The organism is Paenibacillus farraposensis, assembly GCF_020736845.1.
GTDB lineage: Bacteria > Bacillota > Bacilli > Paenibacillales > Paenibacillaceae > Paenibacillus > Paenibacillus farraposensis.
On sequence record NZ_JAFFQR010000087.1, the window covers coordinates 84,734 to 100,167 of the forward strand.

General features: G+C 42.0%; 19 protein-coding genes and 2 pseudogenes. 7 read left to right on the forward strand and 14 right to left on the reverse strand.

The annotated features are described in order from the left end of the window. Positions 1–317 precede the first annotated feature (317 nt). From JO375_RS14640 to JO375_RS14675, 8 genes are all read right to left on the reverse strand, one after another. Positions 318–431 (reverse strand): putative holin-like toxin, encoded by a 114-nt coding sequence (locus tag JO375_RS14640; RefSeq protein ID WP_222822241.1) that lies wholly within the window; start codon positions 429–431, stop codon positions 318–320. Between the two features lie 650 nt (positions 432–1,081). Then, positions 1,082–1,471: a hypothetical protein gene (locus tag JO375_RS14645; protein WP_229525162.1), complete on the reverse strand. Its 390-nt coding sequence runs from the start codon at positions 1,469–1,471 to the stop codon at positions 1,082–1,084. 97 nt (positions 1,472–1,568) lie between these two features. Further along, positions 1,569–2,192 carry a hypothetical protein gene (locus tag JO375_RS14650; RefSeq protein ID WP_229525163.1) on the reverse strand — a complete coding sequence of 208 codons (624 nt, stop codon included), beginning with the start codon at positions 2,190–2,192 and terminating at the stop codon, positions 1,569–1,571. Between the two features lie 30 nt (positions 2,193–2,222). Continuing rightward, a complete protein-coding gene (locus tag JO375_RS14655) occupies positions 2,223–2,633 on the reverse strand; it encodes a PadR family transcriptional regulator (RefSeq protein ID WP_044788241.1) in 411 nt (136 codons plus the stop codon). A gap of 768 nt (positions 2,634–3,401) precedes the next feature. Next, positions 3,402–3,701: a hypothetical protein gene (locus JO375_RS14660; RefSeq protein ID WP_229525164.1), complete on the reverse strand. Its 300-nt coding sequence runs from the start codon at positions 3,699–3,701 to the stop codon at positions 3,402–3,404. Positions 3,702–4,485: 784 nt separating this feature from the next. After that, positions 4,486–4,620 carry a JAB domain-containing protein gene (locus JO375_RS14665; RefSeq protein WP_229525165.1) on the reverse strand — a complete coding sequence of 45 codons (135 nt, stop codon included), beginning with the start codon at positions 4,618–4,620 and terminating at the stop codon, positions 4,486–4,488. Between the two features lie 114 nt (positions 4,621–4,734). Continuing rightward, the gene (locus tag JO375_RS14670) at positions 4,735–4,986 is read right to left on the reverse strand and encodes a YolD-like family protein (protein WP_007432418.1); all 252 of its coding nucleotides are present in this window, start codon (positions 4,984–4,986) and stop codon (positions 4,735–4,737) included. A 188-nt stretch (positions 4,987–5,174) separates the two neighbouring features. Further along, the gene (locus JO375_RS14675; protein WP_229525166.1) at positions 5,175–5,744 is read right to left on the reverse strand and encodes a TetR/AcrR family transcriptional regulator; all 570 of its coding nucleotides are present in this window, start codon (positions 5,742–5,744) and stop codon (positions 5,175–5,177) included. Positions 5,745–5,879: 135 nt separating this feature from the next. On the opposite strand from JO375_RS14675, the gene JO375_RS14680 reads away from it, so the two are divergent. Continuing rightward, positions 5,880–7,343, forward strand: a complete 1,464-nt coding sequence (locus tag JO375_RS14680; RefSeq protein ID WP_229525186.1) for a DHA2 family efflux MFS transporter permease subunit — start codon at positions 5,880–5,882, stop codon at positions 7,341–7,343. Positions 7,344–7,601: 258 nt separating this feature from the next. Here JO375_RS14680 and JO375_RS14685 read toward each other — a convergent pair whose 3' ends face one another. Next, positions 7,602–7,844 (reverse strand): AbrB/MazE/SpoVT family DNA-binding domain-containing protein, encoded by a 243-nt coding sequence (locus JO375_RS14685; protein ID WP_229525167.1) that lies wholly within the window; start codon positions 7,842–7,844, stop codon positions 7,602–7,604. 149 nt (positions 7,845–7,993) lie between these two features. Here JO375_RS14685 and JO375_RS24565 point away from each other — a divergent pair, with 149 nt between their 5' ends. Beyond that, positions 7,994–8,119 (forward strand): hypothetical protein, encoded by a 126-nt coding sequence (locus tag JO375_RS24565; RefSeq protein ID WP_267497707.1) that lies wholly within the window; start codon positions 7,994–7,996, stop codon positions 8,117–8,119. Between the two features lie 12 nt (positions 8,120–8,131). Here the strand turns inward: JO375_RS24565 and JO375_RS14690 are convergent, their stop codons facing one another. The 4 genes and pseudogenes from JO375_RS14690 to JO375_RS14705 all read right to left on the reverse strand — a co-directional run bounded on the left by JO375_RS14690 (position 8,132) and on the right by JO375_RS14705 (position 11,078). After that, positions 8,132–8,293, reverse strand: coding sequence for a JAB domain-containing protein (locus tag JO375_RS14690; protein WP_229525168.1), 162 nt, complete (start codon positions 8,291–8,293; stop codon positions 8,132–8,134). A 194-nt stretch (positions 8,294–8,487) separates the two neighbouring features. Continuing rightward, positions 8,488–9,090: pseudogene (locus JO375_RS14695) on the reverse strand (helix-turn-helix domain-containing protein); the annotation flags it as partial. 292 nt (positions 9,091–9,382) lie between these two features. Then, positions 9,383–10,063 carry a hypothetical protein gene (locus JO375_RS14700; RefSeq protein WP_229525169.1) on the reverse strand — a complete coding sequence of 227 codons (681 nt, stop codon included), beginning with the start codon at positions 10,061–10,063 and terminating at the stop codon, positions 9,383–9,385. A 589-nt stretch (positions 10,064–10,652) separates the two neighbouring features. After that, positions 10,653–11,078 carry a tyrosine-type recombinase/integrase gene (locus JO375_RS14705; RefSeq protein WP_322098740.1) on the reverse strand — a complete coding sequence of 142 codons (426 nt, stop codon included), beginning with the start codon at positions 11,076–11,078 and terminating at the stop codon, positions 10,653–10,655. Positions 11,079–11,594: 516 nt separating this feature from the next. Here JO375_RS14705 and JO375_RS14710 point away from each other — a divergent pair. The 4 genes and pseudogenes from JO375_RS14710 (at position 11,595) to JO375_RS14725 (ending at position 13,857) form a co-directional block, all read left to right on the forward strand. Continuing rightward, entirely contained in the window at positions 11,595–12,059 is a 465-nt protein-coding gene (locus tag JO375_RS14710; RefSeq protein ID WP_229525170.1) for a putative phage tail protein, read from the forward strand. A gap of 197 nt (positions 12,060–12,256) precedes the next feature. Next, positions 12,257–12,647: pseudogene (locus tag JO375_RS14715) on the forward strand (phage tail protein). A 17-nt stretch (positions 12,648–12,664) separates the two neighbouring features. Next, positions 12,665–13,648 carry a pyocin knob domain-containing protein gene (locus JO375_RS14720; RefSeq protein ID WP_229525171.1) on the forward strand — a complete coding sequence of 328 codons (984 nt, stop codon included), beginning with the start codon at positions 12,665–12,667 and terminating at the stop codon, positions 13,646–13,648. A 17-nt stretch (positions 13,649–13,665) separates the two neighbouring features. Then, entirely contained in the window at positions 13,666–13,857 is a 192-nt protein-coding gene (locus JO375_RS14725) for a hypothetical protein (RefSeq protein ID WP_229525172.1), read from the forward strand. Positions 13,858–14,175: 318 nt separating this feature from the next. On the opposite strand, the gene JO375_RS14730 is transcribed toward JO375_RS14725, so the two are convergent. Then, entirely contained in the window at positions 14,176–14,628 is a 453-nt protein-coding gene (locus JO375_RS14730; RefSeq protein WP_229525173.1) for an AbrB/MazE/SpoVT family DNA-binding domain-containing protein, read from the reverse strand. A 232-nt stretch (positions 14,629–14,860) separates the two neighbouring features. Here JO375_RS14730 and JO375_RS14735 point away from each other — a divergent pair. Next, the coding region (locus tag JO375_RS14735; RefSeq protein WP_229525174.1) for a helix-turn-helix domain-containing protein at positions 14,861–15,434 on the forward strand (574 nt) is incomplete at its 3' end.

Sequence of the window (15,434 nt, forward strand, 5' to 3'; positions counted from 1 at the left end):
CATGTAAATTGCATCTATTGGGATAGGGACTATCCTGTAAGCTTGGGTAAACTTGGAGCGGTCGCTCTATTGACCAAGAAGCACCAACCTCTTAGGTAGCGTGTAGTTCACGTACATTATATTCTTTCAGTAAAATCATCGTTTTACTTGAATACTTTCTTTGGCATTTATAATGTGATAAAATTAAATCAAGAAGCATATAATAAAAAAGAGCAGAGATGCGTCAACATCCCTACTCTTGACAACAGCCGCTTTGAAGAGCGGTCGGCTGTTCAAAGTTGTGTCAGAAATAGACCACTACCTTGTCCGAGGGCGGTCTATTTCTTTTTGTTTTGGTTCAATGCAATAACAATGGTGACGATCAATCCGATCAACGCAATAATTAGCGTACCGAACATCATCATTAATGTTAGAGCATCTTTAACCTCCACAGGCATCACCTCCTTTGCAGGAGACTAGCCGACCGCCCATCTAAGCCATTCTGTTGTTGGGAATATTATACCATATTGATTAGTTAGAGACTATTGATCGCTATATGTTGAAATGTGAAATATAGCTACTAATATCACCACCTTTAATCTCTGGTATGATAGTTTTTATTTGGTTATACTCTTTGGTAATTTCTGAAGACAATTCATCAGTCTTTTTATTGAATTCAATTAGACTCCCAGAAGGGGAAGCTGCTTGATCTGCATACTGAGTATAAAGACCATTAGGGGTACCGCCAGCATTTCGGAAAAAAACCACGCTAAGAAAAATAGATATTAAAAAGCTAATTCTATACCCATGTATAAGATAGAATTAGCTTTTCTTATGTTTTAAACTATGTAATTGCTGTTTTCGTTCTACTTAGTTTAAAAATAATATAGTTATTTCAATTAAATTATACCCCTTGTTTCCCAGCCTCCCTTCTGCCAGACGAATCTTTTTTAACAGTCGTTGGATCGGTTACACTTAGTTGGACAGAAAAAATAAGGGCTAGTAGAATGAAAACATTAGAATTAGGAGCGGATCTACTAGGGGTCACGTCACCAAAAGTGAAAAACTGTACGTTTAGACACAATTTAGGCACATTTTAGCCTTAATTTCTTATTTCTTTAATCAGCTCATAACAAATATAAGGAAATGAGAATATACCAATGAAGAATGAGATTGGGATCTTTATTGCAACTTTTAGTAAGAAAAAGAACAAATCTATAACCGAACCGCCTCTCATTGCAACAGCGATTCTCCATTCTAAACTTTCTTCTCTATAAAACCATTTGTATAAAAATCTATTAATAAGATGGTATCCACTGGGGATCGATCCAAAAATATAAGCAGGGATAATAAATTTGAATTGAAGCCCCGTAATAAAGAATAACGTAAAAAATAAAATCAAAGATAATAATATAGGTTTAAGCAAATATCTCCCATATGCTTCGGGACCAAAAAGTCGATACATAAATTCTCCTTTCATTTCTAAATTCATGATGCGATATTTCTCTGGTGTAAACTATGATTTTAATTACCCTCCATACGCCTCTGAGTTTATTTAAGATCCCATATATACTACTTTAAACTGAAGCTTAGTTAATCGACGAATTATCGATATAACCCTGCAAAATCTCCGGAGGTAATTTCTTTTTAAAGTGACCTGGTATATGTTCAAAACAATACGCCAGTTTACTAAGATTAAAACCAGGTATCGCCTTAAGCAGAGCTACTTCATTCTGTCCCAGCTGCTTGCTACAAATGGCACAGACTTTATTTACAACGGCCTTACTTTGTGTTGGTACTCCCTCCGCCGGTGGAGCATTGTCGTCTTTTAGATGGGCAAGAGCTGGATTATCTCCCCATTTCCGATGTGGAGCCAGATCGACCCAACCCATTTGCCATGAATCCAATGCATTAACGAATGCTTGGTTAATAACCTGATCTGTTATAGTCGGTATTTTGCTACTTTCTGTTAGTGTATCTACACCATACCCATCACGAAAGTAGTCTGCGATATAGATCCGGACAACAGCTTTGATGTACCCAGCCCCAGGATTGATCTCTAGATCACGAAGTTCGTAAGACCATTCACTGCCGGTGGCCATCTCAAGTCGGTCCGTATAAACTTGGTTCGGAATATAGTGACGATTCTGGTTCACCACCGTTCCAGATGGAAAGCGTTTCTTAAGCGAAGCGACAACCTTAGTGTAGTCCAAGAATATAACCTTCCTTCATATGAGATATCATCAATTCAAAGGAATGTGTCCAAACCTATCTATGTAATGCTTGAAATTGGTATAGGTATTGATGGCCAAATCAACTTGATCCGGCAACTCCTTTAGCAGCTGCTTAAAATAATCATGACCTCGGGGTGTGATGGAATAGTATCGGTTGTACCGGTTATCTCCATCCCAGGCTCGGGTTACATGACCTTCTTCAGCTAACTTTTTCAGGCGAGCTGACAGATAACCGTTATTGACGCCTACGTTTGTAGGAGACTGCTTCCCTAAAGCAACAATGATTTGCTGCTCCAATTCACTACCATATAAACGGCCTCGTTGAAGCTCTGACAGCACGAAAAAATCAATGACTTGCTGAACCCTGACGATGTTATGTAACGAGATTTGCTTAGATAAGGGGTATTCATTTCTTGGCATATAAATCTCCTTCCATAATTACGGCTCATTATGGTCCGTGAAAACAAAAAATAGTGGACCGTAACGGTCCATTGCCTTTAACTTAGCACTAACGCACTTTTTCCATCTATATTATATCATATTATTCATGAAAACAATATACTTGTTAGCAGGTTTGTTAATGACGAAACCCAATCTTTTTCTATTTTCTTGTTCCCTTTTTCCACAGCATACACCCACGTATCTTGACTCCTAGCTTAGTTACAGAATTTCAAATCTTCAACTATGTACGTACTTATTTTTTGCTATATCCGTACCCAGTTGAAGCCAGCAAATCTACAACTAAATTCGGATCAAGTTCCAGATATGGGTTTGGGGGCGCGGGGGGCAGGAAACCCAGTATAAAAAGGTCTCAGAAATGACATTAAGTAAGTAACTTATATTATGTAAATAAACTTTGATGCATGGATTATGTGCTGTTGATGCTAAATACGTATCCAGGTGTAGACTACGTATTCCCTATCTAGATCCCCGCATCGATCTATCGAAAAAGGAGCATATATATAGTGACAGAAGAAGGGTTTATCGAACTGAGCGCCGAACGTGGCTACGCAAAATGAGGAATAACCGTGTTAACAAGTATATTGTTGTCATGGTTGTTCTGAATGCATACGCGTATTGGGGAATCGGCTTTGTATATGGCCAAGATTGTCTTTGGCGCCCTATTCGAGTGCTGCCGTAGAATCCCTTCCTGGTTCATTTCCAGATTATCTAAACTGATTTTTCAGTCTAATTGATTTGGATATTTTCATATACTCCCCGCCATCTCTGAAATTCAGTAAGTAGCAAATAACATGCTAATACTCTTTCCTGCTGGCTTGGTGATGCTGCCATGATCATACGCCGGAATGAGTTTGCGTTGTATAATTGAGTAGGGTTCATTTTTAAAAGTTCCAACATAATATTACGATTAGTTCTGCTTACATCTTGTTTAGCTAACATGACAGTGACCAAGTGCTTTCTAAATTCAATGGGATGCTTATTTTCTAATGAAGTACAGAATTCAGCAGCTGCATGTTCATCTTTCATGTAGTCTTTAAGACAACGATTTCCTTCTGGTGTAGACACAAGTGTCTTACCAGTCAGTCCTTCTCGTATTAACGAGTACCCTAATGCTTATTAATTTCTTTATCTGATCGCTTTAATAGCGTCTGGATATGTTCCGGAACAGAAAATCCTTCTGGTGGGATCTCCTTTACGATTTGTGGTCTCGGTCTTTTCATGACAATTCGTAAGCTTGTCTTATTTATGGAAATTCGCCAACCCTCTGCAAAAAAATTAACGATATCTGAATCGTTATGATTTCCCCACTTGTCCAGAATCTCTTGGGTCAAGTTAGCAATAGTAAGCTTTGTGAGTTTAGGGGATTCGGATAAAAGCCGTACAGCTTCTCGTTCTGTACTGTAGACATGAACAGGGTTTCCCTTAGATAGTATGAGACTAAATACCTCCTCGCTGTTCATTTACTGCTCTAAGTCATGAATACTAAAATCGGGAAGGAGTGAAACTCCATTTCTTGCTCAACTCAATCAATCCCTTCTACATGAAATGGTCAAACCAAATAACCAAATAGTTAAATTGGTTTTTAAACTAATTTGGTTTTTAGTATACTCTTATTTTTAATCGGTCGCATCTTTTTACTTTATTTTTCATCTGCAGCACAGCAGGCAGAAGCGTGGGGGTGCGCGAAGCGCAGCGCAGTGCGCCCCCACGCTTTCAGCCGGGCGGAGCTGAGGCCGGGCAATGTCCGGACTGGCTCCGCCCGGCTGCGGCCAACTGGCCGCACCAGCCGCTGCTGTAGGGGCATAGGAGATTAGAGTAATCCCTCTGCTTTGAGGCTTTTATACTCCTCACCCAATATGATGTGGTCCACCAATTCAATCCCGATTAGCTCACCGGCTTCCGACAGGCGGCGGGCTACATTAATGTCTTCCTCTTCCTCTCTCATGTGCCCTCTATACAAAAACAACCGATGGTTTCAACCACTCGGTTGTTTTTTGTATAGAGATTGTGAAAATACTAATTATCTAGGTTTTCCTTCTACTTAACTATGTAAGCTTAACTAATCTCTTGGGTAATTGACACTCATGATGTCCATAAAAGGAACTTTATCCGTCTCACCATTATTCTCTACATGAACTCTCCCTGTTCTTGGGTCCATTTTGACAATCTGTCCGCGAACTGCTTCTTCACGCCCCCAAACGGTCAATACGACTTCTGATTGCTCTTGTTGTGCCTCTACAAGCTGATTCCCGATTTCCTCCAGCACAAATTCATCCCGAGTAGGCCGTTTGGCCACCTTCGCCTTTGCCACTTGTGTTCACCCTTCCTTGCGTACAAATCAAATTCATTCTATTTTACCATACTTTCCATTATTTGGTGCTGGTAATCCGAGTAAAAATTTATCCACGGATACATAAAAAGGAGCCGATTTCTCAAGACAAGAAAATCGGCTCTCAAAGCGGCTGTTCTAGCTTATTCGGAGTGTTTTGAAGGCTCAGATTATTTAATCAGCTGTGGAATATAATCCACCACATTATAAATGGGTGCACTGCTCTGTTGAGTAATAGCCAGTATTAAAGCTCCTTCCAACATGGATATAATGAGCACTGCCAGACTGCGCGCTTTTTCTTCCATCCATCCAGCCGCTTGAAGACGCTCCATATAGAGATGCTGCCAATCTGTAAACGTATTCACACAGGCATGGCGGAGAGATTCACTAATGCAGGAAGTTTCTGCAGCAGTCCAAAAGCCAATCGGCATAAATCCGTTAAAGCTGACGCGATCTGCCTCCTCAGCTGTATTGCGAATAAATTCCTGAATGGCCCTCACGGGGTCATCGTTCTCTGCCAGAGTCTCTTTCAGTTTTTGCTTAATAAACTCGTTCCTTCTTCTAATACACTCTAACGCCAGCTCTTCCTTGCCACGTGGAAAATAATAATAGAGAGAACCCTTAGGTGATCCACTTTCTGCAAGAATCTGATTAAGCCCAGTAGCGTGATACCCTTGATGAAAAAAGAGCCTCAACGCGGTTTGTACGATATTCTCATATGATTCGGGTTTAGTAGCCATATACAGCATCCTTCGTTGTATGATATTTAAATTTTATTTTGACAAAAAAATAATAGCATGTTTATTATATATAGACCGATCGTTATAATTCAATACCCATCAATATATTGGAGGAACAAAAACAACATGAGTACAATGAGTCAAACAAGCACTCCTTCTGAACCCACAACGTTCAAGGTGCTGCCTATTATGATTGCCCTGCTGCTTAGTGGTTTTATCGGAATGTTTAGTGAGACGGCGCTGAACATTGCGCTGAATGATTTAATGCAGATTTTGCACATTACGACAGCAACAGCCCAATGGCTGACTACAGCTTTTCTGCTGACACTTGGTATTTTGGTACCTGTATCTGGATTGCTGCTGCAAACCTTCACGACAAGACAGCTGTTTGTTGCATCGTTACTATTTTCTATTGCAGGTTGTCTTGTTGCTGCGCTCGCACCTACATTTTCAGTGCTACTGATCGCACGCATTCTTCAGGCCGTTGGTACGGCGCTGTTATTGCCGTTGATGTTTAATACCATTTTGATCATTTTCCCGGCTGAAAAGAGAGGCGCGGCGATGGGGATCATCGGATTGGTGATCATGTTTGCGCCTGCGGTTGGGCCTACGATTGCAGGATTGGTGCTGCAAAATCTGTCCTGGCACTGGATTTTCTGGATCTCCCTTCCACTCCTGGTGCTCTCATTAATCTTCGGTATTTTCTTTATGCAAAATGTTTCAAAAATTACTAAGCCGAAAATTGACATTTTATCTATCCTATTGTCTTCCATCGGCTTCGGCGGTGTTGTGTTCGGTTTCAGTAAATCCGGAGAAGGCGGCGAAGGCTGGGCCAGCCCGGTTGTTTTGCTGCCTGTGATCATCGGGCTGATCGCATTGATTCTGTTTTCTATGCGCCAGTTAAAAATGAAGCAGCCAATGCTGAATTTGCGTGTTTTTAAATATCCGATGTTTGTCATCGGAGTCGTGATGATCTTCCTGTGTATGATGACCATCCTTTCTACGATGTTAATTCTTCCGCTCTTTTTGCAAAAAGGGCTGGCTCTGTCCGCTTTGACAGCAGGTTTGGTGCTTCTGCCAGGTGGGATTATCAATGGTCTCTTGTCTCCCATTATGGGCTCCCTGTTCGATAAATTCGGTCCCAAATGGCTCGTCATCCCGGGGCTTGCGATCGTTGTCGCTGTTTTGTTTTTCCTGTCCGGCATTACGACGACATCAGCTATCGTACTCATTATTGTGCTTCATTGCTGCCTGATGATCGGGATATCCATGATCATGATGCCAGCTCAGACGAATGGTCTAAACCAGCTGCCTCTGGAGCTTTACCCGGATGGAACAGCCATTATGAGCACGCTCCAGCAAGTTGCTGGTGCTATTGGTACAGCCATAGCAGTAAGCATTCTCTCCAAAGGCATGGAAAGCTATTTGAGCCAATCCAGTATGCCTGAATCCGTAAACGAAATGGCGAATGCCATGGTATTCGGGACCCAGCATTCATTTTTCTTTGCCATGATTGTCAGTGTGATCGGGCTAATCCTTGCCTTTTTTATCCGCAGAGTTCATGTCAAAAAAGGGGCAGCCCAAGCTCCGATGCACTAATTGACAAGCCTATATAAAGGCTGCTGACCTTATTTCCACGGTCAAGCAGCCTTTTTTCAGTATGAACCTCATCTGTTTGCCTCACACTCAAAAGTAAAGGATGTCCATAGGTACGAGAAAGGCGGCATCTAATGAAAAGATCTTATGTGAACCTTAAGAGCCACAGAAGAAAGCGCTCACTTTGTCGCCATATTCCGAGGTAAACATAAAAAGGAGAAGGCCGCTTAGATGAACTTTCTCCTAATGTAACTCACATTTTTACTCATTTTCTTTAGATGAATTACTCGCATCATACACAGGCAACGAATCAATCGTTAACAACTCGTTGAGCTTATCTGGGTCCACTTTGGCAATCACGTACTGCCCTTTAGCAAATCGGACCAACTTAACCATGTCCCCAGTTTCAAGGTCCATATCTTCACGAATGGATTTAGGGATTACAATCCCTCCATTCGGGTTTACTGGGCGTATATTGTCCGTCCCCAACTTTTTCTTGGCCATCTCAATCAGTCCCTTCTACATAGAATAGTCGAACCTAATAATATAATAGTTAAATTGGTTTTAAAACTAATTTGTTTTATTATACTCTTATTTTTAACCGGCCGCATCTTTAGCTTGATTCCTCATCTGCAGCTAGTAAGCAGGCTGAAGTGTGGGGGCGCGCGAAGCGCAGCGCAGTGCGCCCCCGTGCTTCCAGCCGGGCGGAGTTGAGGCTGGGCAATGCCCCTACAGCAGCGTCTGGTGCGACCAATTGGCCGCACCAGACGCTGCTGTAGGGGCATAGGAGATTAGAGCAATCCCTCTGCTTTGAGGCTTTTATACTCCTCACCCAATATGATGTGGTCCACCAATTCAATCCCGATCAGCTCACCAGCTTCTGACAGGCGACGGGTTACATTGATGTCTTCCTCAGACGGCCTGATATCCCTGCTCGGATGATTATGGAACACAATGAGGCATTATGTAAAATTCCATTTTTAAACACTTCCCTTGGATGCACGCATATAACGCCCAATACTTCCCGGTCTGGCATATAGCCACCATATTGATGTGTAATAAACTGGCGACAAACTGAAGCCGCCATATCCGGGCTTTTAATCATTTTGCTCTCAATAGGAAAAGTCCCTGTCTTCGTCAGTTGAACTCTATAAATGGATACTAAGGCATCCAGTTGGTCAATTTCATCCAGACGCTCAACAAAAGGTTCAAATTTAGCAGCCGTTTGAAGATTTTGAGCCTGATCTTTCCCGATCCGGATGCTGAACAACCGATACTGACATAAAGCAAGCCGTTCTGAATGCTGCTTTCTTTCACTCTCGGCCACGTTTTCATAGAGGCAAGCCGCCGCATCCTGGTACCCTTTTTGAAGCAAATCCTCAGCCGTATCAAATAGTAGCTGGATGTACATGTATATTGAAGTATCTAACAACGGACTAATAACGCGATGCATGCAATCTAACCGGTCGAGCTCTGCACAACGATATAAAAATGGGCTTATTTTTCGCCAATTCGGAGATGATACTATAGTGCACTCTTCAATGTAACGTTCGTAAAAATAGTCTGGTGGTAATTTCATCCCGGCCGTAATGCGATCTAAATGGTTAACCGATATAGAGCGATTGCCTGTGACAAGGCTGCTAAGTGTACCTACATTCAAATCAATGATGTGAGCAAACTCGGTCAGAGTTATGCCGTTCTGTTTCAGATATTTTTCAATTTCTGTCCGAATCATAGGTGTGATTTTGATTTCTTCCATGAATAAAACCACCCTTCGTAAATTGTGCAAATTTAAACAAAATGAGAAATTGGAAAACCTATTATATATTGAAATATTTGTATATTTACAATATATCATTTTCTAGTTGAACAATAAATACCCTTTTGAGTAGATAATTGGTCACTTTGGATGCGCTAGGAATTTTAAAGAGAATTTAGGTGGGTTTCATTCTAAAACAAAGAAAGCTTCAGGCCAAATGGGGCCTGAAGCTTTCTTTGTTTTGCTTGCCGCGTTTTATTTAACTGTATAAGATTCTATGTGTTTATTGTTTATCGACCCTGAAGGCGACTCCCACGGGTTTAGATACCATGACATATCCTAAAAAGATATCTCCAAATGGATATGGATCATAAACTCCTAGTCTATGTTTCTCGTATCGTGGAAAAGCACTAATAACCCATCTTTCTCCCTTAGGAACATTCACAGAGTATTCATCAGATAGAGAAAAACCCTTACTCATACTAAATCCCATACTAGCTTCTATAGCTCCGGCAGTACCCGAAATCGCTCCCTCTACTTGGGCTGTGACTGAAGATGATACTGTAAGCTTCGCACTACCAGGTCCATAATACGTACTTACCCGAAGTGCATTATTTTGATCAACCCAATATCCTTTATTTTCATTAGTTTTAACAATTGGAAAAATTCCCAATGATTGCGGACTGATCAAACCTTTATTACCTTTTTCTTGCATTAGATTGTCATAATTGACATAATAGTAATAAACATCATCTCCAACATTAGTTGGATCTGTATATTTATAAACTTGTCCATTTTCAGATGTTATTTCATCTGTTTTTTCCCATTTTCCTGTTTCGGCTTGTATTGTAGAAGATAACGGGCTTGGTGCTTCACTTGCAGAAGCAAGCGCACCGTATGGTAGTAATAGAGCGGTCATTGCTGCCAATATTGCGGTTTTTGCCATTATTTTGATTGGTTTCATTTGAATTCTCCTTTATCAAAAAAATTTAAGGTGGGTTATCGTTATGAGCGAATTTGAAAAAAACCTAATTAAGTATTTGTCTTATGGATTTATGGTAGGCATATATTATTCCTTCATCAAAGGCCCAACACAGTCGTCTATAGTTAATGGTGTAACTAAGTTCTTCACTTTATCTACATCTGATTTTATTTTTAGTGCATTATCAACCTCATTTCTAGTAAGTCTTATTTTTGGAATACTGTATTTTTTATTTTTTTTGGCCAAGAGAAGGAATAAATAGATTTTATATCTATATTCTATTATTGGAAAATTTTTGTTTTGGGCATTTCGTCCGTCAACGTCTTTCCTCCATACAAAATTCCGATTTATTTATCACTTTACCGCGTTATTCTATTAGCATATGTATAAAACCCTGCATTTTGTGCATATGTCTGGCCCTCCGATCCGCAAAAACGGCCGTTTTTGGCCTTCAGCGCCGATTAGCCTGCCGTGAACAATACAAAAAAAGCAGAGATTTGGCCAACTAGCCGATCTCTGCTTTTCGGGGGAGTACCAGCGAAGCTGACACCACCCGCAAAGTAGATGGTATTTAAATGGGAAATTCATTTATGACTTCATTGTACTCTTGCTGGGCATCGGTGATTGCCAGTTTCGAATAGACTTCCAACGACTTTCGACTTTCGTGACCCAAATAAGGCTGTATGAGTGCGTCATCAATACCCTGTTTTTTAAGCCAGGTCAACAGGAAATGTCGCAGCTTATGCGGCGACAGATTTTGTACAAGACCAGCTTCTTCTGAATATTTGGCCAGAATCTTTCGTACTCCCCGATCCGTGTATTTTTTCTTCCACGATGATTCAAACAAATAAACCGCCTGCTTCTTTTTCATTGAATCGGCGTGCATGGCCAGCATTTCCTTGAACGATTGAGGGAAAGGGACAATGCGATCCTTGCTCCCCTTGCCCTTATTAATCCGGATTTGGCAGTAGTGGAAATCAACATCACAACTTGATATTGATCAGCTCGCTTACCCGAACGCCGGTATATAGCAGCGTCTTGACGATTATCATGTCTTGAAAGTTCTTCGCTTGCCAAACCACATCGTAGTAGCGCTTAAGCTCCTCTCCTGTAGGTACATAGGCGATTTAGCTTGAAGTTCAAAACCCTGAAATCATGAATGGGCCAATTATGTGAAATTGGAGCAGCCGAAATGACTTATCGGAGTGAGAACGTGGGCTGTTGAAGTGGCGCCAGGGTAGGGGAAAGGCTTCCCCCTGAACAAGGAAGGAGGTTCAACACAGGTTCGACGCGCGCGTGTTAATAATCCTGGCTGGAATTGCTTAGGATACAGTAGCAGGGCCGCGAGACATGTGTTTCCGCTCTGCTGATAAATAAATGGCTGCTCTACCTATATTGGTTGTAACACAGCGAAGAAAGGAAGATGCAATGAGAGGACTTCAATCCATTGTCCGTAAAATGTGGACAGGCCTAAAATATGCGGGCCGCCGTTCGTAGGACTTTCTGAAATCTCGTGAGGGACATCCTCGATCAATGTTTCATTGATCGAGCTACCTGGGGGCTTGATATATGGGAGGAAGAGCTTACCCTTAAAACTAACCTTACCGATAGCTACGAAGTACGTCGCTCACGGATCAAAGCAAAACTCATTGGCACAGGCACATTTACAAAACAAAATATTCTGAATCTCGCGAACGCATTCAGTAGAAAACAGAACGCCAAGTATCTGCCATTATATGAACAATACGCCTTTCAATTAATCTACGAAATCGGCGACCTGATTAGCTACGGTGATCTAAAGGCTGCCTTTGAACGGGTAAAACCAGCCCATCTTGCTCTACTGGTGTATATAGTTGCACACTTCGAAATTCATAATTCCATCCGGCAAGTATCCGCCTACGCCTCCATTGTCGAGTTCCCTTTTTTAGGGGACGGCCATGGTATTTGGATGGCCTGCAACAACTCGACGGAAGCGTGAGCTTGATAGGCTGGACTGGAGAACGACAACGGAACCGTCAGCGTTTGGAAATCCGGACATCACATCGCATCCAGAACAAGCAAAATAACGTCGTTAAGGTCCGTCAAAACTATTGGATATTGGATGGCAGTGTGAAGCTTGACGGCAGCCGCCTGTTGAGCTCCCGGAAAAGATACTTGAGGTATAGGAGGTAGAACATGGCCGACCAAATATTGACTGTCACAACGGCTTACGCCCGTGAACAGATGGCCCGAGCACGTGCTGAGGGAACAGCGCTTACGAAAGTGGTTAAGATGGCTTTTGGAAGCGGTGGTGTGGATGTGGAGGGCAAACCAATTCCGCTTGATGGGACGGAGCAAGCGCTGAAGAATCAACTACTTGTGAAGGACATCTCCAGCTATGAGTTCATCGCTCCTGCTACAATTCATGTACATTTGTTCTTTAGCCGAGAATGAGTTGGCTGGGGCAATAATCAGTGAGCTCGCGCTTGTCGATACTGCCGGCAAATTTACCGCAGTTCGCACGATGACCAACAAGGAAAAGGATGCGGATATGGAGTTCATTTTTGAGATTGACGATATCTACTGACAAGGAGGAATCCACGAATGTCCATCAAAGAACCACGAAAATTTGTTCCCACGGACCAGGGACATGCAGATGTTTTTAACGCGCCGATTGAAACGCTTTATGAAAATGACCAGGAGTTGGCCTCGCAAGTGGAAAGCATCAAGAACGATCCCGGTGCAAATGGCGTGGCATCCAAACGAGCGTTGGATGAACATGCTGCTGATACGGATCTCCATGTCACAGCGGAAAAACAAGCAAAATGGGATGCAGCGCAAGCCAATGCGGAACAGTATACCCGAAACTATGCTGCTCCTAAATCGCACAGTCATCCTGCCTCTGACCTGCCAAGCGCCAGCACGCAGGCCCGGGGGATTGTGCAGCTCAACACATCGCCGACCAGCACGGCCACCGATCAGGCCGCGACACCGAGCGCTGTCAAGGCGGCGTATGACGCAGCCAATGCAGCGGCGGTAGCGGCAGAAAACAACGCTAAAAATGCAAGCGTGCCGAGGGCCACGCGAGTTATTGGCGACCTGAATAGCGTTATAGAAAACGGATTTTACGATGGGTCTAGCATGGCTAACGCTCCAAGTACTGATTGGTATTATGTAGAGCATATATCACATTCACAAGATCCTGGGAATTGGCGGCTTCAAAGAGCGACGAATTTTTTTATCGGTGTGACGTACTGGAGACAATTACGAGCTGGGACATGGACGGCCTGGCAGACATGGGGTGGTGGCGTGAAAAATGTATCGAGATATATAGCGGAGATTCGCGATGGTACACAGAATGATTGGGGGAGTGTTTCGATCACAATCCCTGCGGTGGACGTCAATAAAACGTCAATTAATGTAACGGGGTTTTATAATCAAGGATTTCCTACAGAATCCACCACTTGGGACGGTAAAACCCCGGCTGTCTCTCTTTACAATGCGACAACAGTCCTTGCGCGAAATACGTTCGCATTAAGAAATGGTGTTTATATTTACGTTTATTTCGAAGTCATTGAATACAATTAACAGGAAGGTGAATTTAAATGCCTTACATTCAAGTGGATAATGATGCTATCGTTTGTGTGATCAGTGACAGCCAAGTCGTACCTGATGCCGATAATATTTATGCTGTTGAAAGCTATGACACTTCCCTTTTAGGCAAGCGTCGCCTTGCTGACGGTACGTTTGAGGACGTACCGCATCCCGAACCACCGCAGGAACTAGCCGCCGAATAGGCGTTTTTATCCTTATAACCTCTTGACCTTGACAAAGCATTGGAGCGTTCCAATGATTACGGCGGATGGGTTCCAGCATTATATGTTGGCTTCCATGAGGAAGGTCGAGAGAACATTCTTCAGCTCATTAAACTCTGGAAAGAAAAGAATCAAGAAGATTTTAACTTGGAACATCAGATTAATGTATCGAAATAAATCAGAATCCATGTGAAATCTTTATAATTCGATTAAACGCCAAGCCTTTGCTTGGCGTTTTGAATTTTAGGAATAATTATCTATCTACTTTTCGGGTGGTGTCAGCTTCGCTGGTGTTACCCCCTATAATAATTTTTTTAGCTGAGATATTCGTCCTTGTGATAAGCCAAGCCATTCGGCGTATTCGCTCTGCTTGGCTTTTGGATGTTCACGCATGAGCTGCCGTAGACTTTTAAGCAATTGTAATGTAGGCCGATGAATTTTAGATTTTTTATTCGCGGGTTTATCCTTAACAGCAGGAACAGGAATGGAAGTAACGCCTACGTTCCCCTTCATGTCGAGTATACATTGCTTACATAAAAGTGAACCTTTGAAATAGTTTAACTCATGGATTGAATTGCACAATTTACAGGAAGTCCCGTTACTATACTTTCCTAATCCCATAAAACCTCTCTCAACGTCCATATAAAATTCTAAAGGCTCGCTATTATCAATTCCCATTGAGTTCCGGATTTCTATGGGAATAACAATTCGGCCTAATTTATCTAAGGGACGTATTATACCTGTTCTCTTCAATGCTATATCCTCCTGCATCAGAATTATAGAGACCCACCTAGATTAATTTTCTAAATACCCTTGCAATTTTTGTGTATATAACCCAATGATCTCCTGAAAAAGTATTTATTGTTGTTATAGAAGATGGTATATTGTAAGCATACAAATATTTCATTATATAATAGGTTTTCCAATTCTTTTTTTGTTCAAATTTGAAAACAAAAACAATTTTACGTGAAGGGTGGTTTTATTCATGGAAGAGATCACACCTATGATTCGCACAGAAATTGAAAAATACCTAAAACAGAACGGCATAACTCTGACCGAGTTTAGTCACATCATTGATTTGAATGTAGGTACACTTAGCAGCATCGTCACAGGCAATCGTTCTTTATCTGTTAACCAGTTAGATCGCATTACTGCTGGGATGGAATTACCACCAGACTATTTTTATGAACGCTACATTGAAGAGTGCATCATAGAATCACCATCTCTGCATTGGCGAAAAATAAGCCCATTTTTATATCGCTGTGCGGAGCTTGGTCGATTGGATTGTATACAGTGCGTTATGAGTCTGTTGTTAGATACTTCAATGTACATTCCGTTACTTTTTGAAATGGCTGAGGACTTGTTTCAAAAAGGGGAGTACCAGGAAGCGGCCACCTGCCTTTATGAAAACGTGGCTGAGAGTGAAAGAAAGCAGCATTCTGAACGGCTTGCTTTATGCCAGTATCGGTTGTTCAGCATCCGGATAGGCAAAGATCAGGCTCAAAATCTTCAAACGGCGGCAAAATTTGAACCCTTTGTCGACCGTTTGGATGAAATTG

Coding starts and splice junctions, on each gene's coding strand:
- JO375_RS14645 (WP_229525162.1), bottom strand. CDS start 1,471: ATGAATTTAGAAATGAAAGGAGAATTTATGTATCGACTTTTTGGTCCC.
- JO375_RS14655 (WP_044788241.1), bottom strand. CDS start 2,633: ATGCCAAGAAATGAATACCCCTTATCTAAGCAAATCTCGTTACATAAC.
- JO375_RS14660 (WP_229525164.1), bottom strand. CDS start 3,701: ATGAAAGATGAACATGCAGCTGCTGAATTCTGTACTTCATTAGAAAAT.
- JO375_RS14665 (WP_229525165.1), bottom strand. CDS start 4,620: ATGAGAGAGGAAGAGGAAGACATTAATGTAGCCCGCCGCCTGTCGGAA.
- JO375_RS14675 (WP_229525166.1), bottom strand. CDS start 5,744: ATGGCTACTAAACCCGAATCATATGAGAATATCGTACAAACCGCGTTG.
- JO375_RS14680 (WP_229525186.1), top strand. CDS start 5,880: ATGAGTCAAACAAGCACTCCTTCTGAACCCACAACGTTCAAGGTGCTG.
- JO375_RS14685 (WP_229525167.1), bottom strand. CDS start 7,844: ATGGCCAAGAAAAAGTTGGGGACGGACAATATACGCCCAGTAAACCCG.
- JO375_RS14700 (WP_229525169.1), bottom strand. CDS start 10,063: ATGAAACCAATCAAAATAATGGCAAAAACCGCAATATTGGCAGCAATG.
- JO375_RS14720 (WP_229525171.1), top strand. CDS start 12,665: ATGTCCATCAAAGAACCACGAAAATTTGTTCCCACGGACCAGGGACAT.
- JO375_RS14725 (WP_229525172.1), top strand. CDS start 13,666: ATGCCTTACATTCAAGTGGATAATGATGCTATCGTTTGTGTGATCAGT.